This is a genomic window from Arthrobacter sp. SPT-J7 (assembly GCF_059089965.1).
Map to the genome: position 1 here is coordinate 1 of NZ_JBNHFF010000161.1, position 7,702 is coordinate 7,702.

The following is a 7,702-nucleotide window of genomic DNA, read 5'->3' on the forward strand; positions in this document are numbered from 1 at the left end:
GGCTTCCTCCTCCTGGCCGCCGCCCTGGTGCTGGCCGGAATGATCAGCCGCCGCCTGGCTATTGATCTGGCGTTGATTGCCGTGGGCCTGACCGCCATGAGCCTGGTCCCCATCACCACGGACATCAGCACCGAGCACATGGCCGTTATGGGTACGGCGATGATCCTGGCTGTCGGCATTCCCTATGCGGTTTCACGGTTCGTCACCAAGGACCACGCCATCCGCTTCCCCGTCCGGACCGGCCAGCCGTGGACCCGTGCCGAAAAGTGGTACCTGCCGGCAGTCCTGGTGATCGGGTATGCCCTGATGCCCGTCTACATGATCCGGACGGGCGTCTACCACAACTGGCCGGCCGTCAGCGACCCGGAGGGCATCGCGCGCCTCTTCCTGGGAACCAACGCGCTGGGGATCTGGGACGAGCTGTTCTTTATCTGCACGGCCTTCACGCTCCTGCGCCGGCACCTTCCCGACTGGCAGGCCAACCTGCTCCAGGCCGTGCTTTTCACATCATTCCTCTGGGAACTGGGATTCCACTCCTGGGCGCCGTTTTTCATCTTCCCGTTTGCCCTGCTCCAAGCAAGGCTCTTCACCATTACCAAGTCCCTGTCCTACATCGTCAGCGTCCACCTGCTGTTCGACTTCGTGCTGTTCCTTGTCCTCATCCACGCCCACAACCGTGAATGGATCGACATCTTCCTGTACTGAGGGGCGGCACTTACTCCTCGCCGTTGTCTTCGGCTTCCAGGTATTTCGCCATGGCCTCGCAGGCCTGTTTCCAGCGGGCGTTCAGCGCGTGCCGGTTCAACGGCGAAAACATGCCGTCGAGGACTTTTTCCACTGCGTCATATGCGGCATCCCGGGCCCGTTCCTGCGCCGCCGGGCTGTAGTAGTTCATGACAGTGATTCGTTGTGGGGGTGGGCTCGGATGGTGGAAAACTGCTGGGCTTTATCTGGCAGGCCGGAGCGACGTGATCATCCGCCTGATGTCCTGGTACTCCGGGGTGTCCATGTATTTGCGGGCCTGCTCCAGATACGGCAGTGACTCGGCACCAGGCGTCACGTTGTTCTCCGGACTGAAGAACGCGCCGAACATCGCGGCAGTGGGCGGCCAGGTGAAGAAGTGGAAGATGGGGCATGCTGAGTCGCCGGTGGGAGCGGCAACGGTGGTGATCCCGTACGCGGCGGCCGGGGTATCGGCCGGGCCGGGAGCCGTGGCATCGCCGCGGGTTTCATACACGTACCGGGGCACGTCGCCGTTCTGGGCGAGCGCGGGGAGTTCCTGAGACTCAAACTCCGAGAAGGGATACTTCTCCATGCACGTCGAACCGGTGGCCATGTTGGTCCTTAGCGTGGCCAGCGGCCTGCCGGCCTCGTTCGTGACCTCGGCGAAGGCGCCGCCGCCTTCCGGGAGCTCCCCCGCCGGGTCCCGTACGCTCCACTCAGCCGGCAGGTCAAACGCAAGCTGCCCGTCCGCCGTCGTAAAGGTCATCCACGCCGTCTCCTTGGCGGTGGGCTTCGCGGTCGGGGCCGACGTCGTGGTGGCGGCCTGGCCGTCCGGGCGGGTTGAGGTGACGGAAGGGCCGGGGGCAGCGGACGTGACGGGGGCGGTGGTCGTTGCCGCCGGGGTTGTTGCCGTCGGTGGCCCTGCCTGCGGACCGCAACCGGCCAGCACAACAGCAACCAGGATCATCGCGGGAAGAAGCCCGCCGCACCTACGCATGTCACCCTCCCGGGGCTGGGAAAACCTGTCCTTCCATTGTGGAACCACGTACAGGTTCCGGACGGGGCGCTGAATGATTGGCGCCGAACCGTTGCGGCCAATAACAGAAGAGCTTTAGGGCCCTAACGCACGACGGCGGCCCGCCCCTGGGGAGCCGGCCGCCGTCGAATGCGTTTTGTTACGAGAGCGTGGCGGTATCGATTACGAAGCGGTAGCGGACATCCGAGGCCAGGACGCGCTCGTAGGCGTCGTTGATTTTCTCAGCGGGGATGACCTCGATCTCCGCCCCGATGCCGTGTTCGGCGCAGAAGTCCAGCATCTCCTGCGTTTCCCGGATGCCGCCGATCATGGAACCGGCGAAGGAGCGGCGGCCCGTAATGAGGGCGAAGGCGTTGACCGGGAGCGGTTCCGCCGGGGCGCCGACGTTGACCAGTGCGCCGTCGAGGGTGAGCAGCTGCAGGTAGGAGCTGATGTCGATTGAAGCGCTGACGGTGTTGATAATCAGGTCGAAGGTGCCGGCGAGCTGTTCGAAGGTGCCGGGATCGCTGGTGGCGTAGTAGCTGCTGGCGCCCAGGCGCAGCCCGTCTTCCTGCTTCTTCAGCGACTGGGACAGGACTGTTACCTCTGCACCCATGGCAGCGGCGAGCTTGACGGCCATGTGGCCGAGGCCGCCGAGGCCGACGACGGCGACCTTCTTGCCCGGGCCGGCGCCCCAGTGGCGCAGCGGGGAGAAAGTGGTGATACCGGCGCACAGCAGCGGCGCGGCGGCGTCGAGCTCGATGCCTTCGGGGATCCGGACCACGAAGTCTTCGGTCACGACGACGTGAGTGGAGTAACCGCCCTGGGTGATGGTTCCGTCGCGGTCCACTGCGCCATAGGTGCCAACGTTCCCGTCCAGGCAGTACTGTTCCTCGCCCTTCAGGCAATTGGCGCATTCCCGGCAGGAGTTGACCATGCAGCCGACGCCAACCCGGTCACCTACAGCGTGCTTGGTGACGGCGGACCCAACTTCCGTGACAATACCGGCGATCTCGTGGCCGGGAACCAGCGGGTACTGCTGCGGGCCCCAGTCACCACGGACGGTATGGATGTCTGAGTGGCAGATGCCGGCGAACCTGGTCTCGATCAGGACGTCGTGGGAGCCCACTTCGCGGCGTTCAATAGTTGTCGCAAAAAGGTCCTCTGTGGCGGACGGGGATGCATAGGCCTTGACGGTGGTCATGGTTCTCCTGTGGGTTCTTAAGGGGGATAACTGAATGCTACAGGGTCGACTAACATCAAACCCCGCGGTGGGGAGGCGTAACGAGGGCCCTGCTGAAACGGGTTATGTCAGAACCCCCTTAGGGTTTACCGTTTCGTCGTAACGTGTCCGTATGGACAACCGAGCCGAGGTCCGGCAGTTTCTTTCTACCCGCCTGGGGCGCATCACCCCGGAACAGGCGGGTATCGAACCATACGGCGGGCGGCGCCGCGTGCCGGGACTGAGGCGTGAAGAAGTGGCCCGGCTGGCCGGGGTCAGCGTGGACTACTACACCCGGCTGGAACGCGGAAACCTCACCGGAGTCTCCGACGGTGTGCTGGACGCCATTGCACAGGCGCTGGAGTTGGACCGAGCGGAACACGACCATCTCTACGACTTGGCCCGGGCGGCCAACACGGTCGGGCGCAGGCGTGCTGCGAGCGCGGGGTCCATTCACGATTCATCTTCCTGGATCCCCGCGCGCACGGCTTCTACACAGACTGGGACCGGGCAGCCAACATCAACGTCGCCATCCTGCGCCGCGAAGCGGGCCGGAGCCCGCACGACAAGGGCATTGCCGAGCTTATTGGCGAGCTCTCCATGCGCAGTGACGAATTCCATACGCGCTGGGCTGCACACAATGTCCGCCGCCACTACGCCGGCACAAAGTTCTTCAACCATCCCGTGGTGGGACTCCTTGAGCTGAACTATCAGGTCCTGGAGCTGGAGGAGGATCCGGGCCATACCCTGACGGTCTACCCCGCCACGCCGGGCAGCCCTTCCGAGGAAGCCCTCAAACTCCTCGCCTCGTGGGCTGCGACGGAGAACATCGTCGCAACAGCACAAGCCCACGCCCGGAGCTGAAGTCAGGAGTTGGAAAGCGCGGACGTACCTTGGGCCAGGCCCCAAGCTTTAGGCCAGGGGAACGGCGAGGATCCGGTCATCCTCGGGCTGTGGATCACCCCGGCCGTCGGTGTTGTTGGTCATGAACCACAACTGGCCGTCGGGTGACAATGCCACATCACGGATGCGGCCGTACTCCCGGCTGTAGTGGTCGGTGAACGTGGTGGGGTCGGAAACGGGAACCGACCGCAAAACCTGTCCCCGGAGGTTGGCGATGAACAGGGTGCCGCCGGCATGGGCCATGCCGCTGGGACTCGCCGTGCCGGGCTGCCACTGCTGCACGGGATCCACAAAACCTTCCCGGCCGGCAATCCCCTCCACGGTGGGCCAGCCGTAGTTGGCGCCAGGCCTAATCACGTTCAGCTCGTCCCACGTGTTCTGCCCGAATTCGGTGGCGAACAGGGTTCCGTCGTCCGCCCACGCCAGGCCCTGCGGGTTCCTGTGCCCGTAGCTGTAAATAAGAGAGCCCGGGAAGGGGTTGTCAGCCGGGACCTCACCGTCCGGGGTCATGCGGAGGATTTTTCCGGCAAGGGAATCCCGGTCCTGGGCGCTGTTGCGCTGTTGCGCGTCCCCGGCCGTCACGTACAGCATGCCATCGGGACCAAAGGCGATCCGGCCGCCGTCGTGCGTACTCGCGGCCGGAATCCCTGCCAGCAGTGTGTCCGGCTGCCCAAGCGAGAGAGACCCTGGTGCGCCGGTCACGGGAAAACGCTGTACCCGGTTGCCGTCCGAGCCCGTCGAATAGACGTACAGGTCGCCGCCGCTGCCCACAGCGAGGCCCAGCAAGCCTGACTCTCCCCGGCCAGCCACGCCCTCAACGGTCCCGATGGGCCGCGCAGAACCGTCCGGCGCGAGTTCGAGGATACGCGCGCTGTTCCGTTCACTGACCAGCGGCGTTCCTTCACGGAACACCACGGACCAGGGCGCGGCAAGGCCAGTTGCAACAGGCTGGGGCGTCCCGGCGACAGTGGCCGGGGCCGTCCGGGCGGGTTCACTGGCTGTGGCCGAAGTGGCTGGTGCGGAAGTAACCGGAGCCGAGGACGCCGGGGCAGGGAACGTCGAGGGGGGCGGTGGCGGGGTGGCCGTGCAGCCTGCCAGGAGAATACCCGTCCCGATGGCAGCCGCAGTAAGGGTCCGGTGGCGCATGCGCTTCTCCTCTATCCAGATCTTCCCAGTCACAGTAACCCGCGTTGCCCGCAATCGCTCAAGCCAGTCAGTCCGCGTGCACCCGGGTAGTGAGGTAGAGGCGGTGGGCGGTGATGACAAGCGCCAGCCAGGCGGCCCCCAGCGCCCATGCCCCCAGCACGTCGGTAAGCCAGTGGTGGCCAAGGTAAACACGGCTCAGCCCCATCGTGGCGGCAAAGACTCCTGCTGCCACTGCTGTGGAAAAACGGGCGCGGGCGGACTTAAGGCGGAGGATCACCAGGTAGGCCACAATGCCAGCGATCACCACAGAGTTCAAGGAGTGGCCGCTGGGGAATGAGGCGGAGTACTCGTAGGGCGGCACGGCATCTGCCAGGTCCGGCCTGGTCCTGCCCACCAGTTCCTTCCCTGCGATGGTAATCAGGAGCGAGCCGAGCCCGGCAGTGAGCATCAGGATGACAGGCGTCCAGGACCGGCGCTTCAAAGCCAGCCCGATCATGATGGCCAGGGCGAGCACGGGCATACCCACGGTTCCACCCACGTCGGTGTAGCCGGTGATGAGAACGTCCAGGCCCGGTGACCGGAGCGTTTTGGCACCGTCCAGGACCGGATGGTCCAGGCCGGCTACGCCATCGGCTTCAACCACGGATTCATACACCTCGGCGAAGACCGCGGCGAGCGCAACGGCCAAAACCGTCCCGACGGCCAGGATGAGGACCAACGCCGCGTGGGAGCCGAGGAGCCTGCTGATCTGCTGAACACTGGAGGCCAGGAACCGGCCGGGTTTGGTGTCCCACCGGGTGAGGTCCTGCCCGCCCACAAAGCGGTCCTGGTGGACTTCACCGGTCACGCCGGTCTCGGGCGGATTCTTTCCTGCAACCATTCTTGAGCCCTCCCTGCCGCGCATCCGAAATTAGTAAGCAACCTTACCTTGCGCGGCTGGCTTCGCTGTTTCCTCCGCCTCCGGCGGCTGGGGCTTGTACACCCAGGCCACCAGCACCACGGAGATAATCATCAGCAGGAACCAAGCCACCAGTTTCTCCAGGCCCACCGGTTGCCACCCGTCCACCTGGCTGGGGTAGAGCCAGGCGCCGGACCAGGTGGCAATGTTCTCTGCGATCCAGATGAACAGCGCCACCAGCAGGAACGCGACCACCAGCGGCATCCGGTGGTTCACCCGGAACACCCGGAAGTGCATCACACACCGGCCAAAGATGACGGCGACGGCGGCGAGCAGCGCCCAGCGCGCATCCCAGATGTAGTGGTGGGTGAAGAAGTTTACGTAGACGGCGGCGGCGACGATCGCCGTGATCCAGCGCCGCGGATAGCTGGCGAATTTGAGGTCGAACAGCCGGTAGACGCGGACCATGTAGGAGCCCACGGCGGCGTACATAAACCCGCTGAAGAGCGGAACCGCCCCGATCCGCAGGACACCCTCTGCCTCGTAGGACCACGAGCCGACGTCGGTCTTGAACAGCTCCATCACTGTCCCCACCACATGGAACAGGATAATGACCCGCAACTCCTTGAGGGTCTCCAGCCTGAACACCACCATGAGGATCTGGATGCCGACGGCGGCCAGCGTCAGGAAATCGTTCCTGGCCACACCGGCGCCTTCCGGGTACCAGAGCTTGGCGGCCATAAGCACCGTGAGGAGGGCGGCGCCGAAGATGCAGGCCCAGCCCTGCTTGAGGCCGAAGACTACGAACTCGGTGAGCCTGGGCCGGATGCGGCTGGCCGGGGCGCCGTCCAGGAAACGGCGCGCGCGCTCATCGAGGCGCTGCTCCAGCGGGGTGAAACTACGCATTCACTGCCCGGCGCGGCGATGTTTCCAACTCGTTGAGGCAGTAGTTTTTGAACCAGTGCCGGATGCCCTGTGGCAGCTTGGGGTAGGTCAGGGCAAGGACTTTCATGGTCCGGTGGAAGCAGCGCTCATGCCGGCCGCTCCACGGCAGGCCGAAGTCCTGGCGCAACTGGTCCGGAAGAAGACCGGCCGTGAGGAACCTGGCGAACGGCATGATGGCCCGGTACCAGAATGACGCCCCCTTCGGGTACAGGAGTCCGCGGCCCACCCGGACAGCGGCGTCGCTGGCCCGAAGGTTTGCCATCCGCTCGTCATAGTAGCGGTTGAACTCTTCCCGGCCCTTGGGCCACTTGTCCGGCGGAAGCTGCAGGGCGGTCCCGAGTTTGGCATAGTCCTGGTACATGGCATCGGCGGATTCGTCGTCGAGCGGGCCATAGATCTTCTCAATGATGGTGAGGGCAGTGTCGTAAAGCGTCGCCGTCACCCACAGCTGCAGTTCCGGATCGTAGGCGCTGTACCCCGGAGAGCTTCCATCAGCACCGCGGCGGACAGGCACATGGGCACGGTTCACCCTGCGGCGGACCTCCTTAACCTGTTCCTCGGTCCCATAGGTAATTGCGTATACGTACGTGAGGGTGCCCTTGAGCCTGTTGATCGGGCGGTCCGTGAAGGTGCTGTGCTCGGCGACGCCGCGGCCCACCCCAGGGTCGGCAAGCTGCAGCAGGATGGCGCGTCCCGCACCGGCCAGCAGGATGCCCTCCGCGTTCATCTCCGCAAGTTCTCGCGCCATCTCAACAGGGTACCGGAGGGTGCCGGGTGGCGGGACGGAGCCGCTAAGGAAGCACACCCCACCCGTCCCGTTCAGCTGGGAGTCAGGCCGCATACTCCGTGC

8 protein-coding genes and 1 pseudogene are annotated in these 7,702 nt (G+C 65.0%); 2 read left to right on the forward strand and 7 right to left on the reverse strand.

Going from position 1 to position 7,702, the window contains the following annotated elements; translation table 11 throughout:
- A partial coding sequence (locus tag AC5RWX_RS27840; protein ID WP_494099491.1) for a CPBP family glutamic-type intramembrane protease occupies positions 1 to 705 on the forward strand: 705 nt, incomplete at its 5' end.
- Between the two features lie 10 nt (positions 706 to 715).
- Here AC5RWX_RS27840 and AC5RWX_RS27845 read toward each other — a convergent pair.
- The 3 genes from AC5RWX_RS27845 to AC5RWX_RS27855 all read right to left on the reverse strand — a co-directional run bounded on the left by AC5RWX_RS27845 (position 716) and on the right by AC5RWX_RS27855 (position 2,942).
- Positions 716 to 895, reverse strand: coding sequence for a hypothetical protein (locus AC5RWX_RS27845; RefSeq protein WP_494099492.1), 180 nt, complete (start codon positions 893 to 895; stop codon positions 716 to 718).
- Between the two features lie 51 nt (positions 896 to 946).
- Positions 947 to 1,720, reverse strand: coding sequence for a hypothetical protein (locus tag AC5RWX_RS27850; protein ID WP_494099493.1), 774 nt, complete (start codon positions 1,718 to 1,720; stop codon positions 947 to 949).
- A 178-nt stretch (positions 1,721 to 1,898) separates the two neighbouring features.
- The gene (locus AC5RWX_RS27855; protein ID WP_494099494.1) at positions 1,899 to 2,942 is read right to left on the reverse strand and encodes an NAD(P)-dependent alcohol dehydrogenase; all 1,044 of its coding nucleotides are present in this window, start codon (positions 2,940 to 2,942) and stop codon (positions 1,899 to 1,901) included.
- A gap of 151 nt (positions 2,943 to 3,093) precedes the next feature.
- Here AC5RWX_RS27855 and AC5RWX_RS27860 point away from each other — a divergent pair.
- A pseudogene (locus AC5RWX_RS27860) lies at positions 3,094 to 3,824 on the forward strand (helix-turn-helix transcriptional regulator).
- Between the two features lie 48 nt (positions 3,825 to 3,872).
- Here AC5RWX_RS27860 and AC5RWX_RS27865 read toward each other — a convergent pair.
- From AC5RWX_RS27865 to AC5RWX_RS27880, 4 genes are all read right to left on the reverse strand, one after another.
- Entirely contained in the window at positions 3,873 to 5,009 is a 1,137-nt protein-coding gene (locus AC5RWX_RS27865; RefSeq protein WP_494099495.1) for a PQQ-dependent sugar dehydrogenase, read from the reverse strand.
- Positions 5,010 to 5,076: 67 nt separating this feature from the next.
- Positions 5,077 to 5,889, reverse strand: a complete 813-nt coding sequence (locus tag AC5RWX_RS27870) for a phosphatase PAP2 family protein (RefSeq protein WP_494099496.1) — start codon at positions 5,887 to 5,889, stop codon at positions 5,077 to 5,079.
- A 30-nt stretch (positions 5,890 to 5,919) separates the two neighbouring features.
- Positions 5,920 to 6,813, reverse strand: a complete 894-nt coding sequence (locus tag AC5RWX_RS27875; RefSeq protein ID WP_494099497.1) for a DUF817 domain-containing protein — start codon at positions 6,811 to 6,813, stop codon at positions 5,920 to 5,922.
- Complete coding sequence (locus AC5RWX_RS27880; protein ID WP_494099498.1) at positions 6,806 to 7,600, reverse strand: oxygenase MpaB family protein; 795 nt, start codon at positions 7,598 to 7,600, stop codon at positions 6,806 to 6,808. The genes AC5RWX_RS27875 and AC5RWX_RS27880 overlap by 8 nt, the downstream gene beginning before the upstream one ends.
- Positions 7,601 to 7,702: the final 102 nt, after the last annotated feature.

Bases quoted from the DNA above. Each gene is read 5' to 3' on its own strand.
- AC5RWX_RS27875 (WP_494099497.1), bottom strand. From the start codon at position 6,813: ATGCGTAGTTTCACCCCGCTGGAGCAGCGCCTCGATGAGCGCGCGCGC.
- AC5RWX_RS27880 (WP_494099498.1), bottom strand. From the start codon at position 7,600: ATGGCGCGAGAACTTGCGGAGATGAACGCGGAGGGCATCCTGCTGGCC.
- AC5RWX_RS27850 (WP_494099493.1), bottom strand. From the start codon at position 1,720: ATGCGTAGGTGCGGCGGGCTTCTTCCCGCGATGATCCTGGTTGCTGTT.
- AC5RWX_RS27865 (WP_494099495.1), bottom strand. From the start codon at position 5,009: ATGCGCCACCGGACCCTTACTGCGGCTGCCATCGGGACGGGTATTCTC.
- AC5RWX_RS27855 (WP_494099494.1), bottom strand. From the start codon at position 2,942: ATGACCACCGTCAAGGCCTATGCATCCCCGTCCGCCACAGAGGACCTT.
- AC5RWX_RS27870 (WP_494099496.1), bottom strand. From the start codon at position 5,889: ATGGTTGCAGGAAAGAATCCGCCCGAGACCGGCGTGACCGGTGAAGTC.
- AC5RWX_RS27845 (WP_494099492.1), bottom strand. From the start codon at position 895: ATGAACTACTACAGCCCGGCGGCGCAGGAACGGGCCCGGGATGCCGCA.